A 16,478-nucleotide genomic window follows, 5' to 3' on the forward strand; every position below is an offset into this window, starting at 1 on the left:
CATGAGCTGGTTCGAAGCACTGGTGCTGGGCCTGGTCCAGGGACTGACCGAGTTCCTGCCGATCTCCTCCAGCGCGCACCTGCGCATCGTCGCCGCGTTCGCAGGCTGGGGCGATCCCGGTGCGGCCTTCACCGCGGTCACCCAGATCGGCACCGAGCTGGCCGTGCTGCTGTACTTCAGCCGCAAGATCGGCCGGATCATCTCGCACTGGTTCCTGTCGCTGTCCAAACCGCAGTACCGCGGCGACCCGGACGCCAGGATGGGCTGGCTGATCATCGTCGGCTCAGTGCCGATCGTCGTGCTCGGCCTGCTGTTCCAGGAGGACATCGAGCACGCGTTCCGTGACCTGCGGCTGATCGCCACGACACTGATCGTGTTCGGCCTCCTGCTGCTGGTGGCCGACCGCGTCGGCCGTAAGGAGCGAGACCTCGATCACCTCACCGTGCCGCACGGGCTCGGCTACGGGTTCGCGCAGGCGATGGCGCTCATTCCCGGTGTCTCCCGCTCGGGTGGCACCATCACCGGTGGGCTTCTCCTCGGCTACAAGCGTGCCGACGCCGCCGAGTACTCGTTCCTGCTGGCCGTTCCCGCGGTGCTCGGTTCCGGCTTCTACAAGCTGACCGACATCGGCGACAGCGACGCTCCGGCGTGGGGCCCGACGATCCTGGCGACGATCGTCGCCTTCGGTGTCGGCTACCTGGTGATCGCGTGGCTGATGTCCTACATCCGCAGGCGCTCGTTCCTGCCGTTCGTGATCTACCGCTTCGCGCTGGGGACCCTCCTGCTGGTGCTGGTGTTCACGGGAACCCTTGATCCCGAGGCGGGCCCGGCCGTCGCGCCGTCGAGCCCTTAGGGTTGCGGGGTGGGCAGAAGCCAGATGTCGGTGACGCGCTCGCGTCCGCGCTTGTCGAGGTAAGCACAGTGGGAACAGTCATCATGCTGCGGCACGGCCGCTCGACGGCGAACGGCTCCGGCGTGCTGGCCGGCCGGTCGCCGAAGATCGGGCTGGACGACGACGGTCGCGCCCAGGCGCGGACACTGGTCGACCGGCTGGCCGGAATCCCGCTCGCGGCACTCGTCGCTTCGCCGATGCTGCGCTGCCGGCAGACGCTGGCTCCGCTCGCCAGGGCGCGGGAGCTGTCCCGGTCCATCGAGTCGCGGTTGTCCGAAGTGGATTACGGCGACTGGACCGGACGCGAGCTGAAGACGCTGGCAAAGGAACCGCTGTGGCGAATCGTGCAGTCGCATCCGTCCGCGGCGGTCTTCCCCGGCGGGGAGGGGCTGGCGAACGTCCAGTCCCGCGCGGTCGCGGCCGTGCGCGAGCACGACGCCAGGATCAGCGCAGAGCACGGCGACCACGCGGTCTGGCTGCTGTGCAGTCACGGCGATGTGATCAAGTCGATCCTCGCCGACGCGCTGGGGCAGCATCTGGACAGCTTCCAGCGCATCGTGGTCGATCCCGGGTCGATGTCGGTGGTCCGCTACACCGACACTCGCCCGTTCGTGCTGCGCATCAACGACCTCGGTGGTGACCTCGGCGGGATCGTGCCGCCGCCACCCAAGCCGGTAAAGGGGAAGCGGCGTACGAAGAAGATGTCCTCGGAGGCCGAAGTCGGGGGCTCGACGGGACGAAAGGGCTGATGATGACGGTCGCGGACAATCCACTCCTGGCAGCGAGCGAGCTGCCGTACGGCCTTCCCCCGTTCGACCGGATCGCCGACGAGCACTACCTGCCCGCCTTCGAGGCCGGTATCGCCGAGCAGGCGGCGGAGGCTGAGAAGATCGCGAACAACACCGAGCCGGCGACCTTCGACAACACCGTGGTCGCGCTGGAGCGCTCAGGCAGGTTGCTGAACCGGGTCGCCTCCGTCTTCTTCAACCTCGCCGCGTCGCACACGAACGACACGATCCGCCAGGTCCAGGCCGAGATCGCACCGCGGCTGGCCGCGCATCACGACGCGATCCACCTCGACCCCCGGCTCTCCGCCCGGATCGAAGGGCTCTACCGGCGGCGCGAGACGCTGGAGCTGGACGCGGAGTCGGCATGGCTGCTGCGCCGGTACCACCTCGACTTCCAGCGCGCCGGTGCCGGTCTGCCCGAGGAGGACCAGGCGCGGCTGCGTGAGCTCAACGAGGAACTGTCGACGCTGAGCACCCGGTTCCAGGACAACCTGCTCGCCGACACGAACGACCTGGCCGTCGTGGTGGCGGACCGGGCGGAGCTCGCGGGACTGTCCGAGGACTCGATCGCCGCGGCAGCCGAGGCGGCCGCCACGCACGGGGAGGAGGGCAGGTACCTGCTCAAGCTCAACCTGCCGACCGCGCAGCCCGCGCTCGCCTCGCTGGAGAACCGGGAGCTGCGGGAACGGGTGTTCCGGGCCTCGGTATCGCGGGGAAACCGGGGCAACGAGCACGACAACTCCGCGGTGCTTGCCAGGATCGCGATGCTGCGGGCGGAGCGCGCCGCGCTGCTCGGCTATCCGCATCACGCCGCGTACGCCATCGAGGACCAGACCGCGGGCAGCGCCGAAGTAGCCCTCGGGCTCCTCAATCGCCTCGCGCCGGTGGCCGTGGTGAACGCGCAGGCGGAGGCGATCGACCTGCAGGAGGAGATCAAGGCCGGTGGCGAGGACTTCCCCCTGCGGCCGTGGGACTGGGCCTACTACGCCGAGCGGGTGCGGCGGCGCCGGTTCGACATCGACGACGCCGAGCTGCGGCCCTACTTCGAGCTGGAGCGCGTGCTGGTCGACGGCGTGTTCTACGCGGCGACGCGGCTGTACGGGCTGAGCTTCACCGAGCGGCACGACCTGCCGACCTACCATCCCGACGTGCGCGTTTTCGAGGTCACCGACGCCGACGGCAGCGCTCTCGGCCTGTTCCTCGGTGACTACTACACGCGCGACTCCAAACGCGGTGGCGCGTGGATGAACAACTACGTGGAACAGTCGCGGTTGTTCGGCGAGCACCCGGTGGTGGTGAACAACCTCAACATCGCCAGGCCGCCGGAGGGCGAGCCCGCGCTGCTCACGTTCGACGAGGTCATCACCGCTTTCCACGAGTTCGGGCACGCGCTGCACGGGTTGCTCTCCGACGTGCGCTACCCGATGTTCTCCGGTGCCAGCGTGCCGCGCGACTTCGTGGAGTTCCCTTCGCAGGTCAACGAGATGTGGGCGCTGTGGCCGGAGGTGCTCGCCAACTACGCCAGGCACCACCGCACCGGTGAGCCCCTGCCGCAGCGGCTGGTGGACCGGCTGGAGGAGTCGCGGCAGCACGGCGAGGGTTTCTCGACCACCGAGTACCTGGCCGCCGCGCTGCTCGACCAGACATGGCACGGCATCGGCGCGGACATGCGAGTCGACGACGTCGAGCGGTTCGAGACGGAGGCACTGGAGAAGGCGGGGGTCTCGCTGGAGACCGTGCCGCCGCGGTACCGCAGCACCTACTTCGCGCACGTGTTCAGCGGCGGTTACTCGGCCGGGTACTACTCCTATGTCTGGAGCGAGGTGCTGGACGCGGACTCGGTCGAGTGGTTCCGCGAGAACGGCGGGCTGACCAGGACGAACGGTAACCACTTCCGCCAGGAACTGCTGGCGAGGGGCGGCAGCGTGGACCCGATGGAGGCCTTCCGTGCCTTCCGCGGCCGCGACCCGAGGATCGAGCCCCTGCTCGAACGCCGCGGCCTCACCGGTGCCTGACGCTCGTGAGTGCGCACGCGAGTTAGAACTCGTCGCCACTCACGAGCAGAGCCGGTGGGCGCGAAGGAGCCGGCCTGTCCTTCGCCATCGCCGACGCCGAAACCGACACAGCCGTCGGCGCGATCGGGCTGTGGCTGCGGAACCTGCCTGCCGGCCGGGCGTCGGCGGGCTACTCGGTTTCCGCCAGACGCCGGGGCCGTGGCATCGCGAGCAGTGCACCGAGGGCGCTGACCACGTTCGCGTGGACCATCCCCGCCCTGCACCGGGTCGAGCTGTACATCGAGCGGTGGAACGACAGTTCGATCCGCGTCGCGGATGCGTCCGGATATCGGCGTGAGGGCCTGCTCCGCAGCTACCAGGAGATCGGCGGCACGCGGCGCGACATGCTGCTCTACGCGACCACGCGAGCCTGACGGCAGCACCCTTGCCCGGGCCGGGATCGTCCGATCATGGCCGGCGGTCCGCAAGGACGCAGAACTCGTTCCCCTCCGGGTCGGCAAGCACGACCCAGCTCTCATCGCCCTGGCCGACGTCGGCGTGCCGAGCACCCAGGTCGAGCAGGCGACGGACCTCTTCGTCCTGCTCCCTGTCGGTGGGGTTGACGTCGAGATGGAGCCTGTTCTTGACGGTCTTGCCCTCGGGCACGTGCGCGAACGTCAACGTCGGTGGCACCGGGCCGGGGTGGTTCCCGCCTTCCGGCACCATCGGGGAGCCGATCGTGACGATTCCGTCGTCTTCGTCCTGCACCTCGTAGTCGAGGACCGAGCACCAGAACCGGGCGAGACCGTGGGGATCCGCGCAGTCGATCGCAAGCTCGGTGAACTTACTGGTCATGTCAGGACCTCCGCTGGTGGCACGGTGGAGATGTTCGCACCTCAGCGCGCCGACGAACTACTCGACCCTGATACTGGTCAGCTCGAACACATGTTCTAGTAGCGTGCTACGCTGAATCCGTGTTCGGAACCCCACCACTCGAAGCCGTGCCTTCCCTGGGAGACGGGGGAGTTGCTGCGCGCTCTGCGGGAGACCGAGGTGGCGCGGCGGCAGGCGTATGCACGTGAGTTGCGGCTGCTCGCCGAGATCGAGTCGCGCGGGGTAGCCACGACGCGGGGTTACGGTTCGGCGAGCGCGCTGCTGTGCGACATGTTCAGCACAGGTCTTGGGCAAGCACGGCGGATGATCGGGCACGCACGGGCCCTGAACCCGTCGTTGACGCCGTCGGGCGCGGCGGTGGAACCCGCGCTACCGGCGGTGGCGGAGGCGCTCGAGGAAGGAGCGATCGGCCCGGAGCACGTGGAGGCGATCCGCACGGCCATGGGGGAGTTACCTGCCGGCACCGCGGAAGAGGATCGGGTACTGGCGGAGAAGATCCTGAGCGAGGCCGCCGCGGCGAGCGAGCCGCGGATCCTGGCCAGACTGGGACGCGAGATCCGGGACCGGCTCGATCCGGACGGCAACATGCCCAAGGACAGCGATCTTGAACGGCCGCTACGCCGGTTGGAGATGCGCGAACGCCGTGACGGCGGAGTGTCGGGCTCATTCGAGCTGGACGCCGAGGCAGGCGCCCTGCTGTCCGGTCTATTGTCACCGTTGACGGCGCCCCGCGGTACGGACGGGCCGGATCCACGTGGGCGCGAAGCGCGCTACGGCGATGCGTTCGTGGAAGTGCTGACGTTGGCTGCCCGGTGTCCGGAGACGCCGGGCGAGGCCGGCGAGCCGGTGACGCTGCTAGTGTCGGCGCGGCTGGACGAGTTGCGTGCGGGGCTCGGGCACGGCCTGGTCGACGGATACCTCAACCTGCCTGCGGCGCAGATCCGGCGGATGACCTGCGACTGCCGGGCGGTTCCGATGGTGTTCGGAGCGAGGGGCGAGACTCTGGATATCGGGCGGGCCAGCCGCACGGTGCCGCGCCCCATCCGGCGGGCACTGATCAGCTGCGATGCCGGGTGCACGTTCCCCGGCTGTGACCGCAGACCGAAATGGTGTCAGGCCCACCACGTGATCCACTGGGTGGACGGCGGGCCGACCGCCCTCGGGAATCTCGCGCTGATCTGCGAGCGCCACCACCGGATGTTGCATCACACCGAATGGTCGGTGCGGATGATCGACGGCCGGCCTTGGTACACACCACCGGCCTACGTCGATCCCCAGCGGCTACCTCGCCGCAACACCGTGCACGCGGCCCGACGCGAGTCGAGACGTCCACGGGGCCAGCATGGGCGGACATCACTCGAGGTCATGCGAACTATCCTGGACGATTAATATCTAGAATAGCTAGGATCGTCCTCATGCTGCCACCTCAGGTCGTGGAGTGGCGGCGCACGCGCTGGGGCCCTGTAGGCGTGACGTGGAAGAGAGTGGACGAGGTGAGCAGAATCGCTGTTGCGGGAGCCACCGGGACGCTCGGCTCCCGAATCCGAGACCGGCTGTCCTCGGGCGGGCACACGGTCGTGCCGATCTCCCGGTCAGCCGGCGTCGACCTGCACACCGGGGAGGGCCTGGCCGAAGCCCTCTCCGGGGTCGACGTGGTTGTCGACGCCTCGAACGCCTTCCCGACCGATCCGTCCGCCGACCTTGTCGGCACGTTGGCCGGGGCGACCCGTCGCCTGCTGGAAGTGGCCGAGGAAATGGGTGTCGAGCGCGGCGTCGTGGTGTCGATCTCCAACGTGGAGAGCCCGGCGTTCGATCACGTTCCCTATTACGTGGCCAAGCGCGAGCAGGAGAAGATCGTCGCGGCCAGCGGGTTGCGGACCAGCATGGTCAAGACCACGCAGTGGCATGAGTTCGCCACCAACCCCGCGGCCGTGACCCTGGGCAGCGAGGAGGTCCTCGTCCAGGACTGGCTGATCCAGCCGGTCGCCGCGGACGCGGTGGCCGAGGTCGTGGCCGACCACGCGCTCGACCGGTCCACACCGGCAAGGGTGGAGCTGGCCGGGCCGGAGCAGATCAGGCTTCCGACGCTCACGCGGCGCCTGCTCTCGGTTCGGCAGGACGACCGCCCGGTCAGGATCGTCCCGCCCGGCCTGCCCGCGCTGTCGGACGGGGTGCTCCTGGCGCCGGAATCGGCGGAGATCGTGGGGCCGACCGTGGCGGAGTGGCTGGAAGTTTATGCTGGTCACCGCTCGTGAGTGCGGAGACGAGTTCTAACTCGTGTCAACGCTCACGAGCGGTGACCAGGCGATGGGCGAGGAAGCTCAGACGAGGCCGAGCTTCTGCACGGCCTCCCGCTCCTCGACGAGCTCGCGCACGGAGGCGTCGACCCGCTCCCGGGAGAAGTCGTTGAGCTCGAGCCCCTGCACGATCTCGTACCTGCCCGCCCTGGTCGTGACCGGGAACGAGGAGATCAGGCCCTCGGGCACGCCGTAGGAGCCGTCCGAAGGCACGGCCATCGACGTCCAGTCACCGTCGGCCGTGCCGTTGACCCACGTGTGCACGTGGTCGATGGCCGCGCTCGCGGCGGACGCGGCCGACGACGCGCCACGGGCCTCGATGATCGCCGCACCACGCTTGGCGACGGTCGGGATGAACTCGTCGGCGATCCAGGCCTGGTCGTTCACCGCGTCGGCGGCGATCTCGCCCTTGACCTCGGCGTGGAAGAGGTCCGGGTACTGGGTGGCCGAGTGGTTGCCCCAGATGGTCATCTTCTTGATGTCTGCCACTGGCGCGCCCAGCTTCTTCGCCAGCTGCGCGATCGCCCGGTTGTGGTCGAGCCGGGTCATCGCGGTGAACCGCTCGGCGGGCACGTCCGGCGCGTGCGACTGCGCGATGAGCGCGTTGGTGTTCGCCGGGTTGCCCACCACGAGCACCTTCACGTCGTCGGCCGCGCCCGCGTTGATCGCCTCGCCCTGCGGCTTGAAGATGCCACCGTTGGCCTCGAGCAGGTCGCCACGCTCCATGCCCTTGGTGCGCGGGCGGGCACCGACCAGCAGTGCGACGTTGGCTCCCTCGAACGCCTGCTTCGGGTCGTCGAAGATGTCGGTACCGGTCAGCAGCGGGAACGCGCCGTCCTCGAGTTCCATCGCGGTGCCCTCAGCCGCCTTCACCGCCTGCGGGATCTCCAGCAGGCGCAGCCGCACCGGCGTGTCCTGGCCGAGCAGCTGACCGGAGGCGATGCGGAACAGCAGCGCGTATCCGATCTGGCCGGCCGCGCCGGTGACGGTGACGTTGACAGGGGCTCGGGTCATTGCGTTCTCCTGCTGACGGGTTCAGTGCTCGTTTCGCTTGTATCGGGGATGTTATCGGCCGTGGGCTGCTCCGAACGGGTGCGTCCGGTCACGCCCCGCTGAACCGATTGAGCGTCGAGGTCGAACGCCCGGCCCAGCGCGACGACCGTCTCGTCGATCTTGGTGAGGCTGTTGAGCACCGACCGGGCGCGGGTGTCGTCGGCTGCACGGCCGGGAGCCGGTCCGGCATCGACGGCCAGCGCCCGCCTGCCCGCCCAGGCGGGTGAGCGGGCCACCTCCAGCAGGAGATCCACGTTCGTGGTGATCCGGTCCGCGAGGACCGTGAGGCGGTCGTCCAGCGCAAGCAGGGCCGGTTCCGCCCGGGCCGCAACATGCCGGGCTCGGAAGGCAATCGTCTCCAGCGTGGTCAGCACATACCAGCCGTAGTCGCGGCGCGCGCTGCTGACGTTGATCGGGTGGGTGAGCGGTTCCACGGTGGCGCGCACGGTCCCCACCGCGCGGTCGAGTTCGCGGGAGAGCTCGATCACGTCGACGTTCTCCTCACCGGCGAGCAGCGCCCGGGTCCGGGTGACGAACTCGCGCAGCTTCTCCAGCGCGGACGCCGTGTCGTCGAGCAGCGCCGTCCTGGTGCGAACCGGCGTGATCGCCACGGCCGCGAGCACGCCGGCCACCGCGCCGACGGCCGTCTCGGCGAGCCGGATGCCCAGTACCTCGTAGCTGAACGTGCCGAGGATGCTGTAGAGCAGCCCGAGCATCGTGGTGATGAAGAACGCCATCGCGACCTGCGACACGCGTGCGAAGAACACCATCCCGAACACGCACACGAGGATCAGCGCGACGGTGGCCGGGGTGTTCCCGGCGACGAGCAACGCGGTGGCCACGCCTCCGAAGATCCCGACCACGGTGCCGACCAGCCGCCGGGCGCCCTTCACCAGCGTCGCGCCCGCGGTCGAGGTGCCGATGAACACCACGAACACGGTGAGCACGGCCCAGTACCAGCGCTGGTGGGAGACCAGCTCGCCACCGAGCACGGCGAGACCGCCGCCGACGACGGCCTGCAGCGCGCTGCGGGTCTGGTTGTCGAAGACGAAAAGCCGTGCCTTCGGCGCCGGAGCGCCCTCCGGGGCCGAAGGCACGGCCGCCTCGGCGGAGTAGCCGCGCTCGGCGACCCGCTGCGCGTTCACGTCGGCCAGCGCGAGCTCCGCGATCGCCCGCCGTAGCTCGTCCCCGGGTGCCACCGCGCCGTTCAGCCTGCTGCCCTCGACGAGCAGCCTGCTGAACTCCTCCGTGTCGCTGATCACCGGCAGCTCACGGGGATCGCGCTCGATGAGCGAGCGGAACCGTCGCAGCCGCGCGAGCAGATCGGCCGGCACGTCCTGGCCGGGCGCCGCTGCTATGACCCGCCGCGTGGCGACCGACAGCCACTGCACCGCCAGCTCGACCTCGATCACCCGCCTGCGCAGCAACGCGGCGGCACGTGCGTCGAGCACGTCGTCGGCGCTGTCCTCGATCAGGAGCACGCATTCGTGCAGCCGGGAGTTCGCCCGGCGCAACCGCCTGCCCGCACGCGCCGTGCCACCCGAGGACAGGAAGCCGGCGCAGGCCCGGACCACGGCCCCGAGCCGGGCGCGGAAGGCCCGCCGGATGCTCAGCAGCTCACGCTCGGGGCGCCGGGGCAGTACCAGGAACCGTACGACGGCGTTGGCGGCGAGCCCGATCGCGAGGGCACCGAGCAGCTCGGGAACCTGGCGCAGCTGCGTCTGCAGGAACATCGCGAAGAAGAAGAGGAAGAACGCCATCGAGCCGAGCGCGACGCCGCGCGGCCCGAAGCGCTGGGCGTACACGGCGACGAAAATCAGCAGTACGAAGACGACACCGTCCAGCGGGGGCAGGGCCTGGCCCGCACTGGCAGTGGTGAGCGCCGTGCCACCGGCCAGGAAGCCGAGCAGCAGTGTCGTCGCCTGCTGCGCCGGTGCCGGATCGTTCACCGTGAACGCCGCCAGCATCGCCGCGATCGCGCCGACCAGCACGATCGTCAGGGGCAGGCCGATCGGCGCGAGTATCCCGGCCGCGACCACGATGCCGAGCACCGCCGACAGCGCCACCCGACTGCGGACGAGACCGGGATCGGAGGCACGCAGACGGTCGGCGGCGACCTCCCAGGGCCTGCCGGTCATCCGAGCAGCTCCCACTGCGCCAGCCGTACGCGCCGCCGGGTGCTCCCGGTGATCCGCAGCCGGTGCAGGCGGCATTCCCGGGGGTGGGCCACCCGGAAGGCCCGGGTCTGCCTGCGCCAGCGGAACGGCTCCTCCCTGCGCTCGTCCAGCACGTGCCAGGTCGTGCCGTCCGGCGAGCCTTCGAGGAGCCAGGAACTCGGGTCACCCGGCTTGCTCGCCGACGTCAGCGTGTAGATCCGCACGGCGCCCTGCCCGGTGTGCTCCAGCACGGGGTGCGGCGAGCGGAACGTGACCTCTGTCGTGCTGGTGTCGTCGAGCAGCGCGGCGACACCGGTGCGCTCCGACCGGCAGCGGGCCGTCCCGGCGAGGTCGCGCAACGGCCGGCGCACGGCCGCGGTGGCGCCGCAGGTGCCCCAGGTGGACGGCTCGGGGCTCATGTCGAAGTCGAGGACCGCACCCCGCGCGATGGTGTCGTGCGATATCCACGGCGTTCCGTGCGGCCGTCCGTCGACCCGCAGGCCACGTACGTAGACGTTGTCGGCGCTGTTGCCGGGCGCGTTGACGACCAGGTCTGCGCCGTTCTCCAGGTGCACCACCGCGCTGGTGAACAACGGCGAGCCGATGGCGTACCGCCCGCTGCCCGGACTCAGCGGGTACAGGCCGAGCGCGCCGAAGAAGTACCACGCCGACATCTCCCCGTTGTCCTCGTCACCGAGGTAGCCCTGTCCGATCTCGCTGCCGAGGTAGCAGCGGCGCAGCACCTCGCGCACGATCCGCTGCGTCTTGGCAGGCGCTCCGGCGTGCAGGTACATGAACGGGATGTGGTGCGCGGGCTGGTTGGAGTGCCCGTACTGGCCGAGCCGCACGTCCCTGGCCTCGGTCATCTCGTGGATGACCCGCCGGTAGGAACCGGTGCGCCGCCCGGTTTCCCGGGTCGCGAAGAAGGTGTCCAGCGCGGCCTCCAGCCTGGCGCGGCCACCGTGCAGAGTGGCGAGCCCCGTCCCGTCGTGGGGCACGGAGAACGCCGTGTTCCAGCCGTTGGTCTCGGTGTAGTCGTGCCCCCACTCCCGTGGGTCGTAGTCACCGGGGTGGCAGCGCCAGCCTCCCGCGGCGGTACGGCCCTGGAAGAAGCCGATCCGCGGGTCGAAATGGTGGACGTAGCGCCGGGAGCGGTCGTGGAAGTAGGCGGCGTTGTCGTGCTCGGACAGTGCCTGCGACCAGCGGGCGATGCCGTGGTCGTCGAGGCAGCCGGCCAGCGCCCAGGACAGTCCCTCGGGGACGGACGTCGGCGTGTAGCCGAGGAAGATCGACTCCGCGAGACCCTTGCGGCCGACGCGCCGGGAGGGCGGCGCGACCGTGGCGTTCTTCACGGCCGCGTCGTAGCCGGCCCGGACGTCGAAGCCGCGCACCCCCTTGAGGTAGGCGTCGGCGAAGGCGACGTCCGAACTCGTGCCCGTCATCATGTCGGCGTAGCCGGGGGAGGACCAGCGGGGAATCCAGCCGCCCTCGCGATAGTGCCGCACGAAGCCGTCGATGAGGGTGCCGCAGCGCGCCGGCGCCAGCAGGGCATAGGCGGGCCAGGCGGTGCGGTAGGTGTCCCAGAACCCGTTGTTGACGTAGATCTCGCCCGCGGTCACCTTCGCGCCGGTGCGCCGCCGCGTACTCGGCCACCGGCGGCGGAGCACCGGGCTCGCGTGCCGGGGGCCGCGGGGCGTCTGTTCGTGCCCGGAGTTCGGGTACAGGAACAGCCGGTACAGCCCGGAGTACAGGGTCGTGAGCTGGTCGTCGGTCGCCCCCTCGACCTCCACCCGCCCGAGCAGGTCCAGCCAGGCCCGCCGCGCCCGGTCGCGGACCTGTTCGAACGTGACCGGGCCCGGTACCTCCAGTTCGAGGTTGTGCCGCGCCTGCGCGAGGCTGATCAGCGACGTGGCGATCCGCATGGTCACCTGGGCTCCGCCGAAGCGCAGGTACCCGGTGACGGCCCGGTAGAGCGAGCCGCGCAACCTGCGGCCGCCGGTCGGCGGCTCGTCGAACGTCGCGTACACGTACATGCGGCGGGCGCCTGCGGAGTTCCGGGAACGCACCCACGTGTGCCCGGTGACCTCACCCCGCGCGGGGTCGATCCGCAGGCCGCCGCGGTTGCGTGCGTTGTCGAACAGCAGCCACCCGCCGTCCGAGGCGGGGAAGACGAACCGGAAGATCGCCGCGTGATCGGCCGGGGCGATGTCGGCACCGATGCCGCAGGCGAACCGGACGCCGTAGTGATAGGGCCGGTCGGTCTCGTCGTCGTGCGAGAAGGCCAGTGCCCGGCGCCGGTGGTTGGTCACCACCTCACCGGTGCCCGGCTGCACCTGGAAGGTGTGCCGGTCGCCCATCCACGGGCTCGGCTGGTGACTCAGCGCGAAGGCCTGCAGTGCCGGACGGTTCCGCGCGTCGTTGTGCCGGTGGTACGAGTACGGCCAGCCGAGCGAGCGGGCATCGGTCACCGGCGTCCAGAAGTTGAACCCGTTCGGCATCGCCGTGGCCGGGAAGCAGGCGCCGCGTGAGTATCGCGGGGAGGAGTGGCTGCCACGGGTGGTGCGGACGTGCTCCACCGGTTCCCGGTGACCGGACGGCGGCCGCCGCGCGATGCGCACGTCGTCGAGCCATCCGGTCAGCTCGCGCCCACCGCGTGGCGGGTCCGTGGCCAGCGTGATCGTCCGGACGATACGTCCCGCGGCGACCGTGCCGATGTCGTCGCGGACGAGGTTCCACTGGTCGAGGTAGAGCTCCTCGGCGGCACCTCGGGCGCGGGCGGACGCGGCGGGGACGAGCTCGCCGAGGGTGCTGCCGTCGTCGAACTCGAGGTCGACGGTCGCGTAGGTGCTGCGATAGGTCGGCTCGGCGCCGTCGGCCTCTGGCAGGATCACGTACGAGAGCTCGGTGTCCTCGGTGACCGGCACGTGCACGTGGAACAGCACTGTGCGGGCAGGCCCGGCCGCGCTGGCTGCGTAGTGCAACGCCTTCGTCCCGGTGAATCCCGCCCGTGGCTTGGCCGCCGGAGGGCGGAGCGGTCCGGAACCGACGTGGACCCGCAGGCGCTCGCCCGTGCCCGGCTGCGGGTCGCCGTCTTCGAACGAGGAGAAGAACCCGGTCGACGCCACGGGCCCACCGTAGTCGCCGTCCATGGCTCGCGCCGGTTTGCCGGAACCGGGCGCGGCCTCAGTCGTCGAAGGCGATTCCCCGGCCGGCCGGGACATCCCACAGCGTGAGGGCGGCGGGCAGATGGTGCACGCCGGAGGGCAGTGCGGTCGCCGCGCGGGCGGCGGCGGCAGCGAGCACCGCGGTGGCGCGCGACTGGGACCGCCCACGGGCCGATCTTGCGTGGCCGTCGCCGCCGCGGGCCAGGACCAGCCACCGGTCGGTGCCCGGTAGCGGCAGCCCTTTCGGTGCCCTCGACGCGCCCGGCACGCGGGCGAGCAGGGCGAGTGCCCAGGTCGCCGCCCAGGAGTCGAGGCCGAAGTAGGTGCGCACGGGCACGCCGAGGTCGCGCGTGAGGCTGTGCTGGTCGGAGAAGTCGGCCCGGTAGAGCCTGCGGCGCCCGAGAGCGGGCAGGTCGAAGGACCGTGGTCGGGTGAAGTTGCGGACCGCGGCGCCACCGTGGGTGTCGGGGAAGCGGCGGCCGAACAACTGGAAGGTCCAGGTGGTGGCGGCGACGCCGTGGTGTTCGCCGGCACCGAGTACCACGGCGATGTCGACCGGTCCGGGGGCGGCCGCGTGTACCGCAGTGGCGAGCAACGTGCTCAGGCCCGGCGCCAGTCCGACGCTGAGCAGTACGGGCGCGGCCGGGCTGAGTCGTTCCACCGCGGCGACGTAGGACGTGCTCGCCGTGATGTCCACGAACGGCACGCCGTGCTCGGTGGTGGCGGCCACCAGGCGCGGGTCCTCCGCGCCCGCGGCGTTGACGACGACGTCCACACCGTCGAGGGCCGCCCGGTAAGCCGCATCCGGCCCCGCCCGCAGGTCGAGGACCCGGTCGGCCCTGGCCGGGTCCCGTCCCGCGGCCAGCGCCGTGGCGCCGTGCTCACGCAACTCGGCCACCAACAGCGCTCCGGTGGCGCCGTAGCCGCCGAGGATCAGCACCCTCATATTTTTGTACTCATGCTACTAACATATTTTTGTAGTGGCACTATAGTCAAGGAATGACCACACCCCGCCTGCGGACCGACGGCCGGGCGGCCCGGAACTTCCTCACCAGGGGCCGCATTCTCACCGCGGCGACCGACCTGTTCGTCGCCTCCGGCTATGCCGCCACCAGCATCACGAGCATCGCCCGCCGCGCCAGGGTCGGCGTGCAGACCGTCTACTACGCGTTCGGCACCAAACGTGCCATCCTCACCAGCGCGCTGGACCGGGCGATCGCCGGTGACGACGAGCCCATCCCCACCCTGGACCGGCCGTGGGCCCGCGAGGCGCTCGCCACCCCGGACCCGGGGCGGCAGGTCCACCTGCAGGTCGACGGCGCGGGCGAGATCTATCTGCGCGCTGCGCCGCTGCTGGAGGTGGTGCGCAGCGCGGCGGCCGCGGACAAGGAGCTTGCCGCAGTGTGGGCGACGAACATCAGCCAGCGGCACACGGTGCAGCGGGTCTTCGCCCAGGCGCTGGCGGACAAGTCCGCGCTGCGGCCCGGGCTCGGCGTCGACGAGGCAGCCGACGTCGCTCTCACGCTGCTCAGCCCCGAGAACTACCAGCTGCTCGTGACGAACCGGGGATGGGAACACGCACGCTGGCGCGCCTGGGCAGTTGACGCGCTGCTGCGCCAGCTCACCACCGCGCCTCAGTCGTAGTAGTACCTGGTCTGCTGGGCGTTCTGCGCCGGCCGCAGCGCCCGGCCGGCCATTCCGCTGATGAGCGACCCGATGGCGATACCCATCACCAGGTACACCGCCGCGTTGACGAGTTGCACGGTCAGGCTCTCGGCGACCGTGAACGGCCACACCACGAAGACCACGGTCACGAGCGCGACGATCCAGCCGAAGAAGACCATCGGCCGTGGCGCCAGTACGAGCAGCAGGTGCGCCAGGGCGGTGGCCAGGAGCGAGCCGACGACGCCGAACCCGGCGAGCCACGCGGCCCCGATGTAGTCGATCGCGCCACTGGTGTTCGTCGGCGCGATCACGGGGATCTCGAACACCCCGCGCACCACCAGGACGCTCACCACGCCCACGAGGGCGGCCACCAGCGCCGTCGCCAGACCACCGACCCACACCGTCCGTGCGTCGACATCGAGCTTCTCGTGATCGTTGAACGAGGAATGGCTCATGACGGCCCCCGCGGTCGGCGGTGTCCTGCGCTTTCGTCTTCCGGTCTCGACTGTAAGGCCGGATCACGCCAGGCGCGACGCGAACACCACCGTCAGTACCGGCTCAACGACTCCAGCGTGACCCCCGGCCACAGCAGAGCATCCACTTCGGACAGCCGAGCTTCTCCGTGTCCGGCAGCACCGGCCGCACCGCTAGCCATACTTGCCCTGCACCGCGCCGTCCGCGATGGCCGTCACCACCTTGAACGCCTTCATCGCCTCGGTCATGTCCGGTGCGTCGAAACCGATCCGGCGGACGGCCACCTGCTCGACGGTGGGCACGACGGCCGCGGCCTGGGCGAGGTGCGCCGCGTCGAACTCGACCTCGATCCGGTGCGCGCCGACCGCGGGCTCGCCGTGGCCGGCCAGCTTCATCCCTGCGGTCGCGGCGTGGGTGAGCCGCTCGGCCGTCACCGCGGGCGGGTCGCAGATCGCGGCGTAGCGGCTGACGCATTCCTTCACCGTGGCCAGCGCCGCGTCCGGGGCGTACTCCCGCGCGTCCTCGCACGTCGTGTCGTCGCCGCTGACGAGGAGCACGGGAACGCCGTACTCGGCGGCCAGCGCCGCGTTGAGCCTGCCCTCGCTCGCCGGTACGCCGTCCAGCCACACACCGGTGATCTGGTTCGGCAGGTAGGTGTGCGACAGCACGCCGTCGCAGCCCGCGCCCGCGTGGTAGCCGAGGAACACGACGCCGTCGAGGCCGGAGTCCACGCCGTGCATCATCGACAGCGGCTTGTGCCTGCCCGTCAGCATTCTCGCGCGCGGATCCAGGTCCTCCAGCAGCAGGTTGCGTTGCGCCGAGTGGGCCTCGTTGACGAGGATGTCGTCGGCCCCACCCGCGTGCAGCCCGGCGACCGTGGCGTTGACGTCGCCGGTGAACAACCGCCGGAAGCGCTGCCACGGCTCCGTTCCGGGCACCACGTCGTCGGTCCAGGTGACGCCGGTCGCGCCCTCCATGTCCGCCGAGATCATGATCCGCATGGGTGCCACGCTAGTGGCTCACGTCACGGCGCGGCACGGCATTTCGTGAATCATTGACGCGAACATACGGCAAACTGTCAATCTCCCGCTTCCGGTCGGG

The 16,478-nt window shown here is 70.5% G+C and carries 13 protein-coding genes and 1 pseudogene; 7 read left to right on the forward strand and 7 right to left on the reverse strand.

What is annotated here, in order from left to right:
• The first annotated feature begins 1 nt into the window (after position 1).
• The 4 genes and pseudogenes from JAP66_RS13525 to JAP66_RS13540 form a co-directional block, all read left to right on the forward strand.
• Entirely contained in the window at positions 2 to 853 is an 852-nt protein-coding gene (locus tag JAP66_RS13525) for an undecaprenyl-diphosphate phosphatase (RefSeq protein WP_199432066.1), read from the forward strand.
• 68 nt (positions 854 to 921) lie between these two features.
• Complete coding sequence (locus tag JAP66_RS13530; protein WP_199432067.1) at positions 922 to 1,641, forward strand: histidine phosphatase family protein; 720 nt, start codon at positions 922 to 924, stop codon at positions 1,639 to 1,641.
• Positions 1,642 to 1,643: 2 nt separating this feature from the next.
• Positions 1,644 to 3,695 carry a M3 family metallopeptidase gene (locus JAP66_RS13535; protein WP_199432362.1) on the forward strand — a complete coding sequence of 684 codons (2,052 nt, stop codon included), beginning with the start codon at positions 1,644 to 1,646 and terminating at the stop codon, positions 3,693 to 3,695.
• Between the two features lie 71 nt (positions 3,696 to 3,766).
• Positions 3,767 to 4,108 (forward strand): annotated as a pseudogene (locus JAP66_RS13540) (GNAT family N-acetyltransferase); the annotation flags it as partial.
• Positions 4,109 to 4,142: 34 nt separating this feature from the next.
• Here JAP66_RS13540 and JAP66_RS13545 read toward each other — a convergent pair.
• Positions 4,143 to 4,529 (reverse strand): VOC family protein, encoded by a 387-nt coding sequence (locus tag JAP66_RS13545; RefSeq protein WP_199432068.1) that lies wholly within the window; start codon positions 4,527 to 4,529, stop codon positions 4,143 to 4,145.
• Positions 4,530 to 4,700: 171 nt separating this feature from the next.
• Here JAP66_RS13545 and JAP66_RS13550 point away from each other — a divergent pair, with 171 nt between their 5' ends.
• Positions 4,701 to 5,957: an HNH endonuclease signature motif containing protein gene (locus tag JAP66_RS13550; protein ID WP_199432069.1), complete on the forward strand. Its 1,257-nt coding sequence runs from the start codon at positions 4,701 to 4,703 to the stop codon at positions 5,955 to 5,957.
• Positions 5,958 to 6,061: 104 nt separating this feature from the next.
• Positions 6,062 to 6,823 carry an SDR family oxidoreductase gene (locus JAP66_RS13555; RefSeq protein ID WP_307849553.1) on the forward strand — a complete coding sequence of 254 codons (762 nt, stop codon included), beginning with the start codon at positions 6,062 to 6,064 and terminating at the stop codon, positions 6,821 to 6,823.
• Positions 6,824 to 6,889: 66 nt separating this feature from the next.
• Here the strand turns inward: JAP66_RS13555 and JAP66_RS13560 are convergent, their stop codons facing one another.
• From JAP66_RS13560 to JAP66_RS13575, 4 genes are read right to left on the reverse strand one after another with little or no spacing between them, the layout of a single operon-like run.
• Positions 6,890 to 7,879: a malate dehydrogenase gene (locus JAP66_RS13560; protein ID WP_199432071.1), complete on the reverse strand. Its 990-nt coding sequence runs from the start codon at positions 7,877 to 7,879 to the stop codon at positions 6,890 to 6,892.
• Complete coding sequence (locus tag JAP66_RS13565) at positions 7,876 to 10,056, reverse strand: FUSC family protein (protein ID WP_199432072.1); 2,181 nt, start codon at positions 10,054 to 10,056, stop codon at positions 7,876 to 7,878. The genes JAP66_RS13560 and JAP66_RS13565 overlap by 4 nt, the downstream gene beginning before the upstream one ends.
• Positions 10,053 to 13,199 (reverse strand): GH92 family glycosyl hydrolase, encoded by a 3,147-nt coding sequence (locus JAP66_RS13570; protein ID WP_199432073.1) that lies wholly within the window; start codon positions 13,197 to 13,199, stop codon positions 10,053 to 10,055. The genes JAP66_RS13565 and JAP66_RS13570 overlap by 4 nt, the downstream gene beginning before the upstream one ends.
• 58 nt (positions 13,200 to 13,257) lie before the next feature.
• Positions 13,258 to 14,184, reverse strand: coding sequence for a saccharopine dehydrogenase family protein (locus JAP66_RS13575; protein WP_199432074.1), 927 nt, complete (start codon positions 14,182 to 14,184; stop codon positions 13,258 to 13,260).
• Positions 14,185 to 14,237: 53 nt separating this feature from the next.
• Between JAP66_RS13575 and JAP66_RS13580 the strand changes: the two genes are divergently transcribed.
• Positions 14,238 to 14,882, forward strand: coding sequence for a TetR/AcrR family transcriptional regulator (locus JAP66_RS13580; protein WP_199432075.1), 645 nt, complete (start codon positions 14,238 to 14,240; stop codon positions 14,880 to 14,882).
• On the opposite strand, the gene JAP66_RS13585 is transcribed toward JAP66_RS13580, so the two are convergent.
• Positions 14,873 to 15,358, reverse strand: coding sequence for a DUF6069 family protein (locus tag JAP66_RS13585; protein ID WP_199432076.1), 486 nt, complete (start codon positions 15,356 to 15,358; stop codon positions 14,873 to 14,875). The two genes, JAP66_RS13580 and JAP66_RS13585, sit on opposite strands and share 10 nt — an antisense overlap.
• 192 nt (positions 15,359 to 15,550) lie before the next feature.
• Positions 15,551 to 16,378, reverse strand: coding sequence for a M55 family metallopeptidase (locus JAP66_RS13590; protein WP_199432077.1), 828 nt, complete (start codon positions 16,376 to 16,378; stop codon positions 15,551 to 15,553).
• Between the last annotated feature and the right edge of the window lie 100 nt (positions 16,379 to 16,478).

It is taken from the genome of Qaidamihabitans albus (genome assembly GCF_016464705.1).
GTDB lineage: Bacteria > Actinomycetota > Actinomycetes > Mycobacteriales > Pseudonocardiaceae > Qaidamihabitans > Qaidamihabitans albus.